We start from the raw sequence: 19,919 nt of genomic DNA on the forward strand, positions 1-19,919 counted from the left end.
AAGAATAGATTCGGGTAAACTTATCAGCATTTAACGGAGCTGCAGCATTTTTTTCAAAAAAGAGGCCATTAATTGTTTAATGCATAGTACTGGATGTCTTCTATTTATGGTAATGAATTTTAACAAGGCATAAAATTTTAGTCTCGTTAAGCCTTTTGACGATTTGTACGCACTGCTGTTGTAAACGTAACCGTAAACCCATGTAAGTGGAACGAATCCATAATATTTTTTTACAGTAGTAACGGCTTCGGAATATACTTCATCCGTTCTGGACAAAGTTTTATTCGATTCATATAAACGGGAAGTGGCAAGATATTCAGAAATATATTTGATCTCGTAAGTTTGTCCAATTCTAATCCACAAATCGTAATCCATGCACAGTTGCAGATTCTTATTTAACCCTCCTAAATTTTCAATTACGTTTTTTCTAATAAAAGCTGTTGGCTGGCAGATGAAACAGGTTTGCGCCAGTTTTTCCCAATCGTACTTTTCTGTTGGATACCGATCTAGTATATCCCCATGTTCACTAATATGGTAACCTTCTCCGTATACCATATCAATCCCAGAATTAAGGTTAAATTCATTAGCTACCTTAGATATTGCTCCTGGAAGATACGTATCATCCGAATTCAACCATCCGATAACTTCACCGCGGGCCATACTTATGCCTTTGTTCACCGCATCCGCTTGTCCTTCATCATTCTCTGATATCCACCGAATTCGTTCCCCGTAGCTTTTTAGAATCTCAATAGTCTCATCTGTGGAGCCGCCATCTACTATTATATACTCTATATTCGGGTAATCTTGCGTGAGAACACTTTCAATCGTTTCCTTGATGAATCTACCTTGATTGTATGAAGGAGTAACCACAGTGACAAGCACAGCATCCACTTCTTTCTCTAAAACCAATGCAAGTCATCCCCCTTCATGAACTGCGTAGACTTCATATTCACGAAATTTTATTTGCTATTCGAACAGACAATTGCCGAGAGTCCCTACTATTTCTATCAATTTGAGCTGGGATGACTGTTTTGTTAGCAATAACTCGGATCTCATGCAATTGATCTGAACCCTGTACCTCAACCGAAACTTCTGTAGACTCTGCATGATCGATAGTTAACTTTTTATACAACTGACCATCACTATAGATTTTGATTTTGAGTGGAAGGATAGTGGCGATATCCGGCATAATCGTAAAATCGATTTTTTTGTTTCCAATTAGGTTAATCCGATACTCTTTTCCAACCCATCCATCTGAATATTGAATAGGTAGCTTTTTGTGCATATATTTAAGAAAAATATTAATGACTTTTGAAACTACTTTAAGGACAAAGGGCCTATGATTTAACTGTGTATATAACGTATCAGCACCGTAAAAAAAGTACCCCGGTGGATACTTCATATTGCCATGCTTCCTCATTAAGGATACAAGTTCTCTAAATCTTTTCCAGCCCCCTGTGCTCGTCTTTGTATCTTCATATTCTCTTGAATTCGCTAATACCTGATTGATATACCCAACTTCATGCTTCGAAGCCAGTTTAATCCATAAATCCCAATCCATACACCAATTTAATTTCTCTTCTAAGTACCCAACACTATAAAGCGCATCTCTCTTAAAGAATGTTGCCGGCTGCATAATATAGTCCGACATATGAATAAGGGTCCAAAGGTCAAATGCTTGTGTCCCGATAAATCGTTTCACTTTGTTCCCTTCTCGATCAATGATATCCCCTTCCCCATATACAAGTGCGACATCTTTATGGGCTTCGAAATATTTAACTGCAGCTTCAATTGCACCCGGTTCATAAGTATCATCCGAATTTAACCAAGCAACGATTTCCCCACTAGCCATCTTGAAACCTTTATTGATTGCATCGGATTGTCCCTTATCCTTCTCGGAAATCCACTTTAACTTCCCATCGTATTTTTTAATTATTTCCAATGTGTTGTCGGAGGACCCGCCATCGATGATTAGATATTCAAGGTTAGGATAATTTTGATTCAAAACACTTTGTATAGTTGCCTCAATGAATTGACCTTGATTATATGAAGGCGTCACTATTGTTACTAGTGGGTAATGTAACATCTTAAATACTCCTTTGACGATTTGATTTGATTTGATTTGATTTGATTAGCTCGGCTATATCTAGCCGTTAAATCTTTATTATTCTCTTCAACAACCATAATTTGTTGGCCGTATTTATTTCGTATTCTTTTAGTTTATCCGATAACTCCGTCAATAATTTTTCAGTCGCTTCCCGATCAGCCTCACTATCTAACAACTGGCTCTTTAATTGATTTATAACTCCCAATCGAGCTTGCCTATCTAACTCACTTTCTGCTAAATGCTTCTGTAGATCATTGATAACTTCCAATCGAGCTTGCCTATCTAATTCACTTTCTGCTAAATGCTTCTGTAGATCATTGATAACTTCCAATCGGGCTTGTCTATCTAACTCACTTTCCTTAAGCTTGCTTTCTAGATGATAAATTGTTTCTTCTTGAGTCTCAATTACTTCATCACTTTCTTTTAGCCAAGCCTCGTAGTATTTTGATTTGGCCTCGAGTGAAATGTTCACTATATTACAAAACTTTTTTGCATACAACAGAACATTTTCTTTCGCTTTAGTTCTGGCTTCAGCTTCTTTGCTTGCATTAGGCCCCGGTTCTGTTCTACGAATTAATTTCTCCATTTTTTCCGCTAAATCATTAGAGTCATTCCGTTTAAAAAACACTCCGTGCTCGGGTGCCTGTTCTATATTTACAATCAAATCTGACAAAAGTATATCTTTACCTAAAGCCCTGCTATCCTCAACAACAGTGCTCCATCCTTCAAATAAGGAGGGTTGAACGACAAACAGGCTGCCTCGCATTAACTGAATCTGTTCATCTCGAGGTATCATACCCAATAAATATACAACAGATGACAATCCAAGCTTTTGAATATATTCCTGAAGTTCTTGATAGTATTCTGCAGAACGATAGTCTTCGGTTGAACCTGTGCATACTAATGCAATTTCCGTTTCGGTTTGATCGATCTTAGAAAAAGCTTCGAATAATTTTTTGTGATTTTTATGCACCCAAAACTGGTTGGAACATATAATAAATCTTTCCGGAATCCCGTACTTTTCCCTTACTTCCTTTGGATCTGATTCATACCACGAATCTTGCGGCATAGCATAAAAGTGCAGTACTTCCGTTGTCGCTTTTGAGTTCGGGAAAAACTTTCGAAAATCGCTCCTTGCATCTTCACTGCTAAATATAATTAGATGTGACTGCTCTGCAAGCTTTTGGAACCTCGAGTGACGCCACTCCAAATCTGATTGAGAAAAAAATTCAGGTAAGTAGAAATGTTGGAAATCCGGAATCCAGGTACCTGCATTCTTACGAGGTAGTAGATCCGTATTAACTGGAAAATAAAAATCAATAAAAGTAAAAAGTTTATTATGAGATCGAAAATGAATAACATCGTGGCTGATGTATTTTTTCATTTCCGAATAATTTTCACCAATATAGATAATCCCGCTTACTAATGGAACTAGTGTTTCGTGTAAAGATAAGTCTTTCAAATTATGATCATAAACAATCAAATATAAATCCGGTCGAACTTCTTTTTTTAGTGAAGAAACAGCACGGACAAGTAATTCGATATAGGAGACTCCTCCCATCCACCAAGTGCCACCGATAATTGGAATACCGACACGAATATTTGGGATCATTATATCGCCCCCTCTCATTAATTAGTTGTACCTTGAAACTGTTATATTATTTCTTTCCATACCATTCGCAATATTCTTTAAGCCCTTGTTCTAGTGGTATTGTCGATCGAAATCCTAATTTAGAAATTTTATCTATATTCGCTTCCCAGTTTATTGGATCTCCTAGCCGTACTTCCCCAGTAAACCGAATAGATTTAGAGTTGTTATAATTTTTTTTGATCAGTTCCACGAGTTCAGAGACTGTGGTTTGTCTACCTGATCCTAAATTATATATTCCTTGCGCATTAGGCTTCATCACATAATCCATTGCTCTACAAATATCGAAAATATGTATAAAGTCTCTGCTCTCAGTTCCAGTTCCATATACTTCCACATACTCGGTTGTTGGATCGGTAAACTTCTTACACATATCATAGATGACTTGTTTTCTTAGTCCGATGCCGTAAGCCGAGAATACTCTAAGTATCGTATGAGAAACGCCATAACGTTGGAAATATTCTTCGATCAATTTTTCCGAAACCATTTTATGTGTCCCATAAGGTGATATTGGGGAACAGTTTACCGTCTCCGATATTGGTATGACGGATGGATTGCCATACACAGCTGCACTTGAAGGAAAAATAAGTTTGCATTCAGGAGCATCTTGACGAATAGCTTCAAGAACAGATGCAGTTAAACCAACCGTATTTAAGTAATCGTTATAAGGATCAGCCAATGAGCTTGCAATAGAAGAAGAACCTGCACAATGTACAAGTATCGTAGGTTTAACCTCACGAAGTATTTGATTTAATGTATTATCTGGAAGGCTAACCGTATAATAACCATCCATAGATTTAAACCACGTGGGTTCTGTCTTTGAGAAACGACCTGTGACGTAAACTTTATGATTCTGTGTTTTCAGGTATCGACTGATATGAGATCCCAGAAACCCACCTGCGCCAGTAATCAAAACACGTTCGATCTGAATTACTCTCCTTTCCTAATCGCAAACGCAACACCGTAACCTAATTCAGTGAATTCATATCCAACTAAAAAAGGATGCTGGGCTATTGCTCTTCTCCAAACATCTATCAAATACGGATGTGCCGGGTGTGAAATATCATCGAATACCAATACCCCACCAGGCGCTAGGCGAGGAATAACATTACATAAATCATCGAACGCGCCGTCCTCCGAGTGATCGCCGTCCACAGTGATCATATCATAAGTAACTTCTGGATTGCGCGCTAAAAAATCTGGTACCGTTACGTGGCTATCCCCGTTAATAAACTCCACGTTCCCTCGATGATTGTGTTTCTTTAACTCCGATTGCACAAAATCAGGGCCCGGATTATCCATGCCGGCATAATTGGATATCCACATATCGAATGCTGTGATATTCACGTCAGGGCATCCTCGAACAACCGTGCATACCGATCTGCCCCGACGTACACCGATTTCTAAATAGTTTTTTGGCTGAAGTACCTTGGATGCTCCGTATAATACATTAACGATATCCATATACTCCCAACTGTCACCGAACCGCTTAATACTTTCTCTATAGAAGGCATCCAAGTACTCAACATAATCATCACTTGCAAGCAAATGATGAAAATTCAGAACTTCAAACCAATTTTGCAATGAGGTACAAATATTCGCCATTGTCTTTGGATTCAGTATTACGGACCCATAGTAATTTTGTTTATATTCAAATAAATTATTATTCATAGTTTTTCCCGTCACACTAAGATTCTCCTTTACAGCGATAAAGGAATATAAATCGTATCCGTGAGTTCGGGCTTTAGCGGACTCAGAATCGAAATATTTTCCTTCTTCATATGGGCTTGGATACGTATTTATTGGAGAGGAGTATGGATGATCTATTCGTTTTAATGCTAAGCCTGAACTCTTAAAAGCAAATATATACTCATCTAGATAATAGCAGCCTTCGTCCTTAGTAATGGGATAGAACGGATGTGTATCAAAGAAGTGTTCCCTTTGCTCTTCATTCCATATCACCACATCTCGCAGACAGCAAATGATACCTCCCGGCTTCAAAATCCTTTTCAAATCTGTCAGAAAGGACTGCAAATCCTTAATATGATGAAGAACTTCTCTCATCCAAATAATATCAAAGCTTTCATCCTCGAACTCCAGCTTCTCCCCTTGAGAATGCTTTAAGGTAAAATGTACTCCGTCTAAACCAATGATTTTAGATGCGGCATTAATTCCTGCTATCTCTCCAAGAGATGAATCAATGCCTACTACAGTGTATCCAGCCCTAGCTAACGAGTAGGACGCTACGCCATTTCCGCATCCGAAATCTAATACGCGAGTATTTATATTCGCAGGTTTACCCAACGAATCAAATTGAGCAAGTGCGCTTGCAAATTCTTCACTCTCATAGAAGCGGTGTGCATTTTCACTAAAGTTAGGAGTTTTATAACATAAGAATACAAGCTCTTTGAATTGCTCTGTTTCCCATCCCCATTTATATGCAATATCATACAAATCTTCAGATGAATGTTCTGTATCTGGATAATTAATCATATTGCACCTCTAATCCTTAGTGTTGTATACCTTCGAATCCGATTTTAATTGAAAATTCGTTTTCATATAAGCAACTCCGTGAAAAGTACGCCATTCCGGCTTAACGATCTCCAGCGTTAGACAGCCTTCAATCCAAGTATAAATTTCATTTCCAACTTCTGTTTGGCAATCGCTTGCACCGATCGCTAAAGTATACAGGCCTTGATAGAGACTCATTTCGATCTCGAAGATGGCTTGAAACACTTCTCCCTGCTTTGCCGAAATTTTCCGTTTAGTGACCATATATGAATTCTGCCCAAAGACAACGGTATTGAATCGGTCCGTGAACTGATAAGCAAATGTTAGGTCAGCCACATCCTCTTTCGACTCGGCATAAATAACTAATTTCATCATCTCTCCGGTTTGCGCACTGGTTGTCATTTTTCCGGAATGATCGAGTAAAGCTACGCCCAGAATCTCTACCTTTCCATTTCCTCTTTGCATACCTGCCGCACCCGATATATTTAAGGTTGCTTCTAATGGAACCGAAACTTCTTCTTGGCTGGATTCTAGTAAAGCAACGTCCGTATTGTCTTCTTGAATGTTATGCAATGTATAGTAAAGGTTAACCATCTCGACTGGATGGCCCTCCATATAACTCTTTCCATCCTTCAACAAGATAACATTATCGCAAAACTGAAGAACAGTTTGCATATCATGAGTTACTAAGATGATGGATGTGCCATTATCCATTAATGTATTAAGGAAATTAAAACATTTCTGCTGAAAAAAAATATCGCCAACAGATAACGCTTCATCAACAACATAGATATCTGGTTCTAAATTTGCGTACATTGAGAATGCAAGCCTCACGTACATCCCCGAAGAATAGTTTTTGACAGGCTGATGTATGAAATCCCCTAGTTCAGAGAACTCAACGATCGCATCGATTTTCCCGGTCAGATACTCGTTCGAAAACCCAAGTAGTTTCCCACTATTCATAATGTTGTCTATACCGGATAGTTCCGGATGGAAACCCGTACCAAGCTCCAGTAATGATACCATCTTTCCATTTACACGGAACAATCCGCTTGACGGCCAAATGGCTCCGGATAATATTTTGAGGAGCGTGCTCTTACCTGCCCCGTTCACTCCGATAATCCCTAAGCATTGTCCTTTTTTCAATTCAAAGCTTATATCTTTTAACGCCCAGAACTCATCATGACGCTTCAGTTTACCCAAAGAAGCCCATTCCATCAACCGATGATATGGGCTTTTGTAGATTTTATAGCGTTTGGATAAATTCTTAACCTCAATTACGTTCTCCATTACAATACATCCCTTATCTCACTTCTTAATTTCTTTAATACCAAACTCCCTGTAACTAAAGAGATTATAGTCACGCTCGCCATGACAATCCAATGCATGAGTGAGGGTAATTCCGAGAATACAATGATTTTATGGAGAGAATCAATGAACCAGAATGCAGGATTATATAGAAAGATATCTTGTAAATAATCAGGAACGATCTCTTTCAAATAAACGATTGGTGTCATCCACATCCAGATTTGAATCAATGTTCCTAGAAATTGCCCTACATCCCTAAAGAATACATTGATGACGCCAAAGGTCAATGCAATGCCGAATCCAAACAACTGAAATAACATCAGCAGAGGAACCATTAGTAACCACATTGACGTTATCATGCCGCCATTGATCAATACTACTATTAATAACAGGATCATAGATACGCTGAGCAATAGGAATGAAGACAAGACTACTTGCGCAATGAAAATATGCTCAGGAACAGGCAATTTCTTGAGATAAGTAGCGTTGACGACTAATGCGTTTGTTCCACGCAGAACCGTATCTGTGAATGCCCCCCAAGGTAGAATCCCTGCGCATAAATAGGTTGCGAATGCACTAGCCGAATCAATTCCGGGGAGCCTGGCAACCATTATCTCCGAGAATATAAAAGTAAAAATAAGGATCTGAAATAGCGGCTGTATGATATTCCAAAGCACGCCTAGCAAGGACCCCGCATATCTATTTCGCAAATCTGCTATTGCATTCTCATAGATATATGTGCGATAGACCCATAGTTCTCGCAACATCTGATACTCACCTAATTACTTTGGTTATTTCTGTACCATTCAATCGTCTGTCTCAGCCCATCTTCAAACTTCGTTTGTGCTTCAAACCCGAACTCCTGCTTTGCTCTATTGATATCCAGGCATCTGCGAGGTTGTCCATCAGGTTTGGACGAATCCCAGACAATTTCCCCTTCAAACCCAGTTAATTTAGTGATCAACTCTACCAAATCCTTAATGGAGATCTCCATGCCTGAACCGATATTGACAGGCTCACTGTCGTTGTATTTCTCAGCAGCTGCAACGATTGCTTCAGCCGCATCATCAACGTAGATAAATTCCCGCGTAGCAGAACCAGTGCCCCAGCATACGATCTGCTTATCTCCCCTCTCAACTGCTTCGACGCATTTGCGAATGAGAGCAGGGATTACATGTGAAGATTCCAGGTCGAAATTATCATAAGGACCATATAAATTCACTGGCAGCAAGTAGATAGAATTAAATCCGTATTGTTGGCGATAAGCCTGAGATTGAACAAGCATCATTTTTTTAGCCAATCCATATGGAGCATTCGTTTCCTCTGGATATCCAATCCATAGATCATCTTCTTGAAACGGAACGGGTGTAAATTTCGGATACGCGCATATCGTTCCTACCGCTACAAACTTCTCTAACTCATACTGACGGGATTTTTCAATTAGTTGAGTTCCCATCATTAGATTTTCGTAGAAATATTTTCCCGGATTTACGCGATTAGCGCCAATTCCTCCGACAACCGCTGCCAGATGGATAACGTAGTCAGGCTTCATATCCTCGAACATCTTGACGATACCGGTCTCGGTAATCAGATCGTAATCTTTGCTGCGCGGCACATAAATTTCAGAACAACCGCGAAGGCGAAGCTTCTCTACTACATGACGTCCTAAAAAACCTGCTCCTCCGGTAACTACAATACGCTTATTCTTTAACATGAATATTCTCCTTCCAATATATGAACAAATCAGCTATTGTCTCTTCAATCGTGTATTTAGGTTTCCAATTCAATGTTAAAGTAAGTTTCGAGTTGTCGCCCAACCTTACTTTAATATCGGTTTTTCTAATTTTTTTCTGATCAATTCTTATTATTGGATCAACTATTCCAGCTTGTTGAAACAAGATATTAACAATATCCCGAATGGGCGTCGCATTTCCCGAGCAAACATTATATACGTCCCCAATGACTCCCTTTTCAAGTATGCACAAGTACGCTTCTACAACGTCCCTAACATCTAAAAAGTCTCGTTTCACATCAATATTGCCGGTATAGAGCTCTTGCTTACCATTTCTCTTCATCTGAGCAACTTGATAAGCAAAACTAGAACACACAAAATCCGTTGATTGACCTGGCCCCGTATGATTAAACGGCCTTGCTATCAGGATGTCCATTCCGTAAGACAAATAGTATTGCTTGCACAACAATTCAGCACAAGCCTTCGCAGAAGAATAGGGATTGTTTGGTTCGTATGGGTCCTCTTCAGAGAGAACCCCCTTAGTCGCACCACCGTAGATATCAGCTGAACTAACATACAAAATTCTCGTAACAAGTTGTAGCTCACGTATGGATTCCAACAAATTCAAAGTTCCGGTAAAGATCGTGTCATACGTATATTCAGGCCGATTAAAACAATCCGGTATATAAGCGGGACCGGCGAGATGGACGATATAGTTTGGCTTGTAGCTATTCAAAATCTCTTTGAGACTCTCTTTGTCGAGTATGTCGCATCTGTAATCCCCTGTCTCTATACCGTTCTTAAAACTCGTTGATCTGGAAACGCCTAGTACATCGATACCTTTGTTCATGACCGCTCGCGTCATAAACGTCCCCACAAATCCACTAGCGCCGGTAATTAGTGCTTTCAAAATGACCACACCTATCGTATTTCTTTCTCGATTCTGGCGATGTCGCTGTCCACCATCATTTTGACAAGCTTCTCGAAAGACGTCTTTCTTGGATTCCACCCCAATTTGCTTATGGACTTCTGTGGGTCACCAATCAATAAGTCGACTTCAGCTGCTCTGAAGAACTTGGGATCAACCACGACATAATCTTCATAGTTTAATCCAACATATTCAAATGCTATTTTGCAGAATTCCCTAACTGAGTAGGTTTCCCCTGTAGCAATGACATAATCATCACCACTTTCTTGTTGCAGCATTAGCCACATACACTCTACATAATCCTTAGCGAAACCCCAGTCTCGCTTAGCATCCAAGTTGCCCAACCGCAGTTCTTGTTGTACGCCGAGCTTAATTCTAGCAACCGCATCCGTAATTTTTCTCGTGACAAACTCAATCCCTCTACGCGGAGACTCGTGATTAAATAGGATTCCGGAGCATGCATAGAGATCGTAGCTCTCTCTATGATTTACAGTGGCCCAGTGCCCATAGAGCTTAGCTACACCATACGGGCTTCTTGGATAGAATGGAGTCGATTCTTTTTGCGGCACTTCAACAACCTTACCGAACATTTCACTGCTGCTAGCCTGATAGAATTTCGCTTCCGGGCTCGTAAGACGGTATGCTTCCAGCATATTAGTAACACCTAGGCCGGTTACTTGTCCTGTCAGCAACGGTTGCTCCCAAGAAGAACCTACGAAGGATTGTGCGGCAAGGTTATAGATTTCATCCGGTTTCGCAATTCTGTTCGCATTAATCAGAGAACTAACATCCAGCAGATCCCCGTCAATAAACTCGATTTCATTTTTAATATGTTCAATATTGGTGGTGATCGGCGTACTGGTTCTCCTTCTCAATCCATACACCTTATAACCCTTCTCCAACAATAGCTCAGCCAAATACGAACCGTCTTGCCCAGTAACACCTGTAACTAACGCTCTTTTAGCCATGAAAATCCTTTTCCTCCTAGTATAAATATCTTATAGGTATTGTTCCATCTTCTGCACTCGCAGTTCTTTCAACAATAGCTTCATTTCTTGAGCCTTTTCTTTAGAACATATCAAAGTCACATCATCGGTGTCGACTACAATCAGATCCTCGATCCCCAATGTAGCCACCAACTTGCCGTTATTGCTTTCAATGATGCATCTTTTTGTATCGATATTTAAAATATTCCCTTTTATTACATTCCCAAAGTCGTCGCGTTCGTTAATACGATCTAACGCCGTCCAACTGCCAACATCATCCCATCCGAATTTGCAAGGAATGACAAAAATGTTATCGGCCTTCTCCATGATCCCATAATCAATGGATTCTTCGGGCATTTTCGCAAAATCAAGATGAATGGCTTCTTGGGCGGCTCCTGCTTTGATCTTATGTTGGATCTCCATCATTATCTCATAGATTGCCGGCATAAACTTCTTGAAGCACTCAAGGATCGTCGATGACTTCCAGATAAACATGCCGCTATTCCAATAATAATTACCGGAAGTGACGTAGCTTTCCGCCGTAATCGAATCCGGCTTCTCGACAAAACGCCTAACGCGGTGAACTTCCAGATTATTTAATGTTGAGATTTCATTGGCGCTCTCAATATAGCCATAGCCAGTTTCGGGATACGTAGGCGTAATCCCTAGAGTTACGATATTCTCTCCTGATTCGGCGACCTCGCTAGCCGTCTTCAAAATATCGACAAACTCGCCTTCGTTCTTAATAATATGATCGGACGGCAGGACGATGATGGTACTATCCGGATATCGCTCTTCGATATAGAGTGATGACAAAGCTATACTAGGCGCAGTATTCCTGCCGGACGGCTCGATGATTAAATTCTCTATCGGCAGATGCGGAATCTGTGCACTGATTAACTCCGCATACAACTCATTCGTAACGATAAAAATCTGTTCAATCTGCATTAGCCTCTCAAGCCTTGCAACAGCCTGTTGAATCATAGACTTATTCCCGGATATATTTAGAAACTGTTTGGGAAGATTGGTTCTGCTCTTCGGCCAGAATCTCTCGCCTTTTCCACCTGCCATAATCAGACTAGTTATCATTCGATTTGCCTCCAAAATGCCGTTGTATGTACTTTAATCTCCTTGTAATCAACTCTCCTACAGCTGCGGGTGAAAAGTCTCGCTTAATCGTTTTTTGCCCGTTCGCGGCAATCCGAGAATAATAAGTCGGATCCTCGACCAACTTCTTCATGTATTCGCCGGCATGAACAATGTCTGGGTCCGCCCATCTTTGATAGGCTTGATATGGGCCATAGTCCTGACCCAGTGGAACGAGTTCGTATCTAACAAGACAAGAGTTCTGATCGTTCATAAAATCCACGTTCGACGACCAGTTCGTGCCGATGGCGGGTTTGCCCAAATACATGGCTTCTGCCAACCCTAATCCGAAGCCTTCGCTGCGATGCAAGGAAATAAAACTGTCCGTGCATTGAATGAGTGCATTCGTGTCGCTTCGACTTAGCGTCGTGTTAATCAGATGAATATTCTCATAGCCTTTTATGATTTCATTAATTTGCTTCATATTGCTTCGGTTGGAGCTTGCATGATTCACCTTCACGACTAAACCTACTGAACGATCGGTTGGCTTGAAAGCATGCTTGAAGGCATTAATCGCAGCCATTGGATTTTTCCGTTCTTGGAAGCTATTCATATCATACATGGTTAGAAATAGAAAGGTGTTCTCCGGTAAGCCATAGTATGACCTATTCCGCGGAGTCTCGATCTTGACTTCAATGCCATGAGGGATTCGTACGACAGGCACAGGACTCTTCATGGCTACCGAATTTGCGACGAAGGACGATGGTACCCATATCTCATCAACAAACTTGAAACCATCCAGCCAATCGTCCGGGAAATCTTCCAGCTCCCAATGCCAGAATCCTATATTATACCGATTTTCGAATAACTGTTGTCCAAAATAGGTATAGACTTCAAACATTTGCTCTGCGTTGAGATGAAATACATTTATATTGTATTCCGGGGCGTCGATTTCCTTATGCGTCCATGAGAGATCCGACATCTTTGACGAATTAGAACCAGTGAAATTAAGGATCCCATAATCAACCTGCGTAGTTGCTAAGCTTTTTGCCGCTATTCTGCAGGATTCGCCTATCCCCATCTCCGCGCGCGAATAGCCTACAAGGTTTACTCCCGTAATTCGATCTAATTTATCACGGTTACCGGCAAGAGCAACGCCTTCCAACTTTCGACTATACCCCTGTTCAACTACTATTTTTTTCAATTTTTTTCTTGCGTTCTGGGGAATTACCAAAACCAGCATTTTCTTAAATGGCAAAGCTACTGTATAAATCATCCTGAAGAAAACCGATTTCAACTCTACTCACCGCCAAGGCCGCAAAAAACGACATTTTACTCTATCATTTACATCAGTATAACACATAGGGAATATTCTTTGCCTAAATTCAAGCCATTTCGGGGCCTGTTATTTACAATATTAGGAAATACAATCGTGCTCATTATCTTTTTTCTTTATCCTTGACTCACTTTTTCGGCAGCCAATCTCACAGCCTCGGTGACCTTAAAACCTTTTAACAGAATAATCGTGTCAGGGAGATCGTCAACCATTTTTTGATGTCTCTCCATTTCCAGATAGAGGTCTTTTATTTGCTGTGCCACTTCGTTGCTTTCATTCGTTCCAGAAGCAAACGATTGCCATTTGTTGATCAAATCATTGGCAGCTAAATCGTACAATGATTCGTCGAATGGATAACGGTCTACCGCTTGCAAGATGATCTCAATGGCCTTGTTCTGCTCACCCATTCCTAAAGCGATTAGTCGATTGAATTCAACCGCTTCCCGATTACGAGGCTCGAACTTATTAAGCTTGCTTGCATACTCGTTCGCTTTCTCCAAGAATTGCGTATCCTGCGTTTGTTGAAATCCCTGGTAATACAGCGAAACGGCTTGCAATAATAGCACAGGGTGTTTCGGTGAATTCCGCAGTCCTTGGTCCAACTTATTCGCAATCCGGGTAAATTCCACATTGCCGCGAATGTCAGCTTGTACTTGTTTAAATTTGTCAAGCGCAACCAGTTGCCTGCTAGTTGGAATGACAATAATCAGAACGAGAGCGATCACCGCGACGGAAACCGCCCATTTTAGTTTTTGCTGCCCCTTCTTACCTAAGATCAGCTTCAATTGTTGCCGCTGCGTTCCGGCCATTATTCCTAAGCATAAAAATACGATCAACGTGTAGAACAAATAGCTCATCTCAAAATCAATCAAGGAGTGGAGAAGAATCGTAATCGGTACAATAAAATAGAAGATCATTCTATTACGGTCTTCCTCGCTCGCCTTCTGATAGAATCTGATAAAAGCGAACACTACGGAAACGATTAGGCCAAGATATACAATAACGCCCAACAAACCAATCTCTATCAATAATTGCATGAGATAGCCGTGTGTTTGCGAACTCAGATAGGAATATGATTGATGCTGCTCGTAGAAAGCCTCCCAGGCGCCTCCTCCGTGTCCGATAATCGGACTGCTTCTCCAGATGTCGAACGCATCCTTGTACATGGTAAGGCGTTCGTATACGGAGTGGGTTTGAAGATTAATGTTCCCTAGGCGACTGCGAATGACATCCGGCAACATTTTCGCCACCGCATCGCTCGTGATGACTAACGCGCCCAAGATAAACATAATCACAAGTACGATGGGTACCAGCTTGTTCGCCCATTTGACGTTAAGTTTGGCCGATACGTTCTCGATCCAAGGTTCTACATATTTGGCTATGAAATGTACGAAAATCGCCATGATAATCGAGATTCCGACAAGCAAAGCCCATGAAGAGATGGAGGGTGAGGAGAACATCGATTGCGTCTCGATTGGGGATTGCGCCCCGAACGCTTGTTGAATACGATCAAAAACTTTTGTCCCCGCATTCTCCAAGTGTGAATATATGGCCAGCGAGAGCCCCATTCCGATGGCAGAATACAAAATGATCATGATCTGTTGTTTAAACCTGAACATCATCAATATTACGATCGCGATAACCGGAAGAATAATCAAGGCACCGCGTGATAAGGTTAACAGGAACGAGACGCATACCGGAACCAACATGAAACCGTGCCACAGCCGAGCCCATTTGTTTTTCGTTCGGTTGATCTCAACCAGGATCGCCAACCACAGAGTCAACAAGAGCACCGCATATGCATTCGGGTATTGAAAGATAGACGTAATCCGTATGCCTTCATAATATGCCAGCGAATCCAATAAATAGGCATTACCCAACAGATTAAGAAAACCATAAAACACAATGATATATCCAAAGGCTAAATATACTTTCGGAAATGCATTCACAATTCGATCATGTTGCGTTATGAATGTACCTGCTGCAAAAAATAAAGCTATCATCAGGCTGGTCCAGATGCCATATTTCGACATGATCGCGGACTCGGAATTAAAGCTGCTAATGATCTGCATCAGGCAAAATAGAAATCCCACAGCCGCATATATCATCCTGCGTTCAAAGGTCAATCGATTTTGATAAACCTGAATCCCTACCCAGATGACAACCAAAGCACTGATAAACAATGCATATAGGATGGGACGTTCGTAGACTAATATTACATTACTTACGTGCAAACTAAGTCCTTCGAAGATCGCGTTCGTGCTCAGACTTAACAGCAGTAAAATTGCAATCCAGCCCCATGCCATCCATTCCATTGCATTTATCGTATTATGCTTCTTCAACGGTTACACTCCTCAGTATGCGCCGGCACCTTTAATGACGACCGGTATTGTTTTAAACAAAATTTTCATCTCAAGCATGAAGCTCCAATGCTCAATATAGTAAATATCGAGGTCTAGCCATTGTTCGAAATCTAAATCGCTTCGACCGCTTACTTGCCACAATCCGGTCATCCCCGGCAAAACGTCCATTCTTCTCCAGTGATAATCCGTATATTTCGCTACCTCATCTGGAAGTGGTGGTCGAGGGCCGATTAAGCTCATTTGTCCTCTGAGAACATTCCAAAGCTGCGGCAGTTCGTCTATGGAGTATCGTCTAAGTATACCGCCTACTCGAGTTACTCTAGGATCATTTCGCAGCTTAAAAACGGGGCCTGACATCTCGTTCCGATCCGACAGTTTCTCTTTTTCTGCTTCCGCGTTTTGCTTCATGGATCGAAATTTAATCATATTGAAGGGCAATCCATTTTTTCCTATTCGCTTCTGCTTAAAGAAAACGGGGCCTCGAGACTCCAGTTTGATCACAATTCCGACAATCAGGAAAAACGGAGACAGCATTGCAAGAAGACAAAAGCTGCCGCAGATATCAAAGAATCTCTTAATCAGTACGTTAACCCCTCTTAAAGGCGTCTTCACGACCTGTAGACATGGGTATTCCAAGTCGCTTCTGAATGAGAATACCGTAGACATACGGTCAAACATCTCAGGTATGATTCGAATATCAATATCGTATTTGTACACCGTCCGTAACATGGATTGGACGATATGTTTCTCGGAGGGTATCGTTATATAAAGGGTATCCACTCTCTGTTGCTGGAGCAGCTTCTCTAAATCCGATATCTTGCCAATGATATTTGTATTCGTTTTATAATCGTCCAAGTATCCTAAGAATCTCATTTCCCGGACGTTTGTTTTCACTATTTTATCGTATACATCCAAACCGACTTTACCAGCGCCTACGATCAACACATTATTATTTATTGAACCTTTTTGATACAGTTGACTCATAATCGTTCTTCGAGCGGCGATCCAGCACACGGACTCCACAATCATCGCTAGCAAAAATAGCATCAATGTTAATCGAGAGTATAAGAAGGTTGTTTTTAACAAAAAGGTTATGCCCAACGTAATCATAAATGAGGTTATGATCATTCGGAACTCAAATAAAAACTCTTCCGTAAAAGAGTTCTCTTGCCTAGAGGAAAAGAGTTTATTTTGCAGATGCATAAAGAACTGTAAAACGAGCAGAATTACTAGGAATAGGACATAGTCGGTAAAGATGGATATTTGCGCCCAATCGATTGGGTTGTATTGACTTATACCCTGGAAATCAGGGATAACCCTTAGAGATATTAACAAATAAAATGTTAACACATATCCGACAAACTTGGCCCAAAATATTGACCTATCCACAAGCACAGGCAATTTACTCACTTTAATGCGTTGTTCCGCAATCGAGCCTACGTGAAATGTCGTATTTGGATATGTATTCAGTGTAATTCGTTCATTAGAATTCATCCCATATATCCCCAATTTAATGTGATTCTACTTCCATTTTAACATATATATTTACTTGAGTGGTCTTTCGACAAGAAATATCTGTAATGATGTCGAAAGGGCTGAACAGACGTTCTGTTCAGCCCTTTGGGATTTTAGTTCAGTTTTTTATCGACATACCAAGGTAATTTCTGAGAAGCAATAAGGACTTTGAACCCAGGCTGAACTTGATAATATACATTCAAATGGAAATCCTTCAACACATCGATTAGGAATACGAATTTATCATTTACCCACGGTTGCAGCGCAATCTTGTTCTCGCCGATCATAAGGGCAGCGTTCTCGCTTCCGGATCCCGTAGGATTCGCAGAAGGTAGGGCTAATTCTCTAGAGAATGCATAATCGCGAGTATCGTCCTTGATCTCAAAAATAATTTTATGATCTTTCGTATTCGCCTTGGTCAAGAGATTCGTTTTTAGCGAATACTCGAAATTCAAGCTTACTTCATTTATATCGAATCTGGTTTGCGTTCCTACTCGCGTAATGGACAGTTCAAATGGACTCAGGTCGATATTTTGAAGCCCCTCCTGCGGAGCACTCAATGCCGGCAACTTAATCGAATGTGGGTCTGTGTAGCCTACAAGTGTCTCTGTGCCTTCACCCGATTGCGGTGTGCTTGATGCCGTTTCGGTAATCGCTTTGCCGACGACAAGATTAATATCTTTGATATCCGTATTTTTCGGAATTGCGGCCGACACATATACAACTGCAGTGCCGCCTGGACTTAGCTTTTCCGTGACGTTATCGAAAGTTGCAGGGAACACTGTGCCGTCCGGTTTTTCAAAATAACCTGCAAGTTTCTGCGCGATAATTTGGCGTTTTTCCTGGTTTTCAATCGTGACTTGAGCAACCAGCAAATCAACACTAACGCCAGTGTGCAATTTCTGATTTTTGACTTTTATTTCCGATCGATAGCCGACATCTTCGATTTTGTATCCTTTATCGTAAGAAACTTTATCTATCGCATCAAATTTACCTTTAGTCGTAAATTTAACCAAGTCATTCAACTGTTCGTTAGATCCGCTGGACTTTTCTTTTTGTTGCACGACAAGACTCAGATTCGAAATGTCGAACGTGTAAGGGACTCTGCTAACTAATTGAATATTAGCCGTGCCGCCTGGTTTAATCGAAATGATCTTATTCAAATTCGTGCTTGTTACCGTTTTTTCAATTGAATCGTTCAAAATGTATTTACCTGTCAAAACCGGGAAAGGTAACGTAGTATTACCTTTATTCGCGATAGTCAGATTGGAGATAACAAGATCTTCGTCATCAATAGGAAGACGATTCATTGAATTCAGCTTAATGTTATATATTCCTTGGGAATTCGAGAACGTATAATATTTCCCGACAACGTCTCCAGAATCCACTTGCGCCTTAGGCAAATTAAATAAAGCTAAAGGCTGTTTGTCTTTCCCTTCGTTGATTGAATTGATTACAGCCAGTTTCCAGCCGCTTTCTTCTACCGCGATCGGAATCGAGGCCGTCAATTGGAACTCTTTCTCCGTCAACGGATCCAGGGTCGCCCCCTTCATATCTTGTACCGTTAGCGGATACATAAGGTTATTCTTCGTAAGGATAAAAAGTTGATATTCCGGCAGGGTGATCGTACGGTTTCCGCTATTCTTGATAGTCAGCTTAATATCCGGTCTGTAATAACTTTCGCTCTTACCGATCGTTGCCTGCTTAACGACAAATGAAGCTTTAACATCACCCGTGATGACTGATCTACCATTGGTAGAAGCGGTAATCGGATTATATGTAGTCGGAACGGATAGTTGGCCTAATACTCTCATGTACGCTGGCGCCGAAAAATCCCATTTAATTACTTTGACGATTAGATCGGTGATTTTAATGGAGTTGCCAAGCGTACCGACAAAGTCTATATTTACCGTAGATTTTGCTGGTATTTTTCCTGCTTTGGAATCGGCCATCTGCAAGCTTAATTTGGTTCCGCTTTTGGTATACAGATTTACCCAATAATCAAGAAAGTTAATTTCTGCATTACTGTTATTCTGTATTGTCAGCGTTAGCCCCACGATTTGATTCGTGTTTGATGGCATTACGATTAAATTAGATACCTTCGCCATCACATTATCCTTAAGCTTAACGTTACCCAGTGTTACCGGTTCCAACACTTTGACTGTCGATGCAGCCGCGGCCTCTTTCGCATAGGGTACTGATTGTAGTGAAGTTCCGATTATACTGAATGCTAATACGAATACGGACAGCTTCTTGAATCTGTTCACCGTTCCCATCCTCCTGCTCTGGAATTGTCTACTAATATAAACGATTTGCAGATCAATATAGTTGCGCATAGATCATAAGAATAACAAAAAAAAGACTGCCGGGAGTATTCCCGGCAGTCTTTCTTGGTTCAG

General features: G+C 40.8%; 15 protein-coding genes. All 15 read right to left on the reverse strand.

Going from position 1 to position 19,919, the window contains the following annotated elements:
• Positions 1–30: 30 nt before the first annotated feature.
• Positions 31–909, reverse strand: a complete 879-nt coding sequence (locus tag FPZ45_RS19105; RefSeq protein WP_144705446.1) for a glycosyltransferase family 2 protein — start codon at positions 907–909, stop codon at positions 31–33.
• A 40-nt stretch (positions 910–949) separates the two neighbouring features.
• Entirely contained in the window at positions 950–2,086 is a 1,137-nt protein-coding gene (locus tag FPZ45_RS19110; protein ID WP_144705448.1) for a glycosyltransferase family 2 protein, read from the reverse strand.
• A 67-nt stretch (positions 2,087–2,153) separates the two neighbouring features.
• Complete coding sequence (locus tag FPZ45_RS19115) at positions 2,154–3,719, reverse strand: glycosyltransferase family 4 protein (protein WP_186438467.1); 1,566 nt, start codon at positions 3,717–3,719, stop codon at positions 2,154–2,156.
• Positions 3,720–3,765: 46 nt separating this feature from the next.
• On the reverse strand, positions 3,766–4,668 hold the full coding sequence (locus FPZ45_RS19120; protein WP_186438468.1) for an NAD-dependent epimerase/dehydratase family protein: 903 nt from the start codon (positions 4,666–4,668) through the stop codon (positions 3,766–3,768).
• A 17-nt stretch (positions 4,669–4,685) separates the two neighbouring features.
• The gene (locus tag FPZ45_RS19125) at positions 4,686–6,248 is read right to left on the reverse strand and encodes a methyltransferase domain-containing protein (RefSeq protein ID WP_144705454.1); all 1,563 of its coding nucleotides are present in this window, start codon (positions 6,246–6,248) and stop codon (positions 4,686–4,688) included.
• Positions 6,249–6,257: 9 nt separating this feature from the next.
• Complete coding sequence (locus tag FPZ45_RS19130; protein ID WP_144705456.1) at positions 6,258–7,556, reverse strand: ABC transporter ATP-binding protein; 1,299 nt, start codon at positions 7,554–7,556, stop codon at positions 6,258–6,260.
• Positions 7,556–8,341, reverse strand: coding sequence for an ABC transporter permease (locus FPZ45_RS19135; protein WP_144705458.1), 786 nt, complete (start codon positions 8,339–8,341; stop codon positions 7,556–7,558). The genes FPZ45_RS19130 and FPZ45_RS19135 overlap by 1 nt, the downstream gene beginning before the upstream one ends.
• A gap of 11 nt (positions 8,342–8,352) precedes the next feature.
• The gene (locus tag FPZ45_RS19140; RefSeq protein ID WP_144705460.1) at positions 8,353–9,288 is read right to left on the reverse strand and encodes a GDP-L-fucose synthase family protein; all 936 of its coding nucleotides are present in this window, start codon (positions 9,286–9,288) and stop codon (positions 8,353–8,355) included.
• The gene (locus FPZ45_RS19145) at positions 9,275–10,216 is read right to left on the reverse strand and encodes a GDP-mannose 4,6-dehydratase (protein ID WP_144705462.1); all 942 of its coding nucleotides are present in this window, start codon (positions 10,214–10,216) and stop codon (positions 9,275–9,277) included. Before FPZ45_RS19145 ends, FPZ45_RS19140 begins: the two co-directional genes overlap by 14 nt.
• An 11-nt stretch (positions 10,217–10,227) precedes the next feature.
• The gene (gene gmd, locus FPZ45_RS19150) at positions 10,228–11,202 is read right to left on the reverse strand and encodes a GDP-mannose 4,6-dehydratase (RefSeq protein ID WP_144705464.1); all 975 of its coding nucleotides are present in this window, start codon (positions 11,200–11,202) and stop codon (positions 10,228–10,230) included.
• Between the two features lie 30 nt (positions 11,203–11,232).
• Positions 11,233–12,309 (reverse strand): mannose-1-phosphate guanylyltransferase, encoded by a 1,077-nt coding sequence (locus FPZ45_RS19155; protein WP_144705466.1) that lies wholly within the window; start codon positions 12,307–12,309, stop codon positions 11,233–11,235.
• Positions 12,299–13,603 carry a glycosyltransferase family 4 protein gene (locus FPZ45_RS19160; RefSeq protein ID WP_246120507.1) on the reverse strand — a complete coding sequence of 435 codons (1,305 nt, stop codon included), beginning with the start codon at positions 13,601–13,603 and terminating at the stop codon, positions 12,299–12,301. Before FPZ45_RS19160 ends, FPZ45_RS19155 begins: the two co-directional genes overlap by 11 nt.
• A gap of 155 nt (positions 13,604–13,758) precedes the next feature.
• Positions 13,759–15,984: an O-antigen ligase family protein gene (locus tag FPZ45_RS19165; protein ID WP_144705468.1), complete on the reverse strand. Its 2,226-nt coding sequence runs from the start codon at positions 15,982–15,984 to the stop codon at positions 13,759–13,761.
• Positions 15,985–15,996: 12 nt separating this feature from the next.
• Positions 15,997–17,499, reverse strand: a complete 1,503-nt coding sequence (locus FPZ45_RS19170; RefSeq protein WP_144705470.1) for a sugar transferase — start codon at positions 17,497–17,499, stop codon at positions 15,997–15,999.
• A gap of 134 nt (positions 17,500–17,633) precedes the next feature.
• Entirely contained in the window at positions 17,634–19,787 is a 2,154-nt protein-coding gene (locus tag FPZ45_RS19175) for a hypothetical protein (RefSeq protein WP_144705472.1), read from the reverse strand.
• Between the last annotated feature and the right edge of the window lie 132 nt (positions 19,788–19,919).

It is taken from the genome of Cohnella terricola (assembly GCF_007786475.1).
Taxonomy (GTDB): domain Bacteria; phylum Bacillota; class Bacilli; order Paenibacillales; family Paenibacillaceae; genus Cohnella; species Cohnella terricola.